At 43.3% G+C, this 247-nt stretch carries 1 protein-coding gene; it reads left to right on the forward strand.

Annotation, left to right across the window (positions count from 1 at the left end; genetic code table 11):
- On the forward strand, positions 1-247 hold a 247-nt coding region (locus Q4528_RS15285), incomplete at both ends, for a hypothetical protein (protein ID WP_303522553.1).

The following is a 247-nucleotide window of genomic DNA, read 5'->3' on the forward strand; positions in this document are numbered from 1 at the left end:
GTGCAAGCTTGCAAGCAAGTTTGGCTAATATTGCCGGTGACGGTACTAATGATATGTTTATCAATGGCCAAGACGTTGGTGATCTAAGCGACGCGACCGTGGGTGCAACATTAGAAGATAAACTTAATGCAATTAATACAAACATCTCGGGTGTAACAGTTACCGCATTTACTGAAATGACGGCTTCTACACAAGGTGATGGTGTCATTCAAGGTACTAATGCGGTTACCTTTACCTTGGGTAACGC

Source organism: Staphylococcus pasteuri (assembly GCF_030547725.1).
Lineage (GTDB): Bacteria > Bacillota > Bacilli > Staphylococcales > Staphylococcaceae > Staphylococcus > Staphylococcus pasteuri.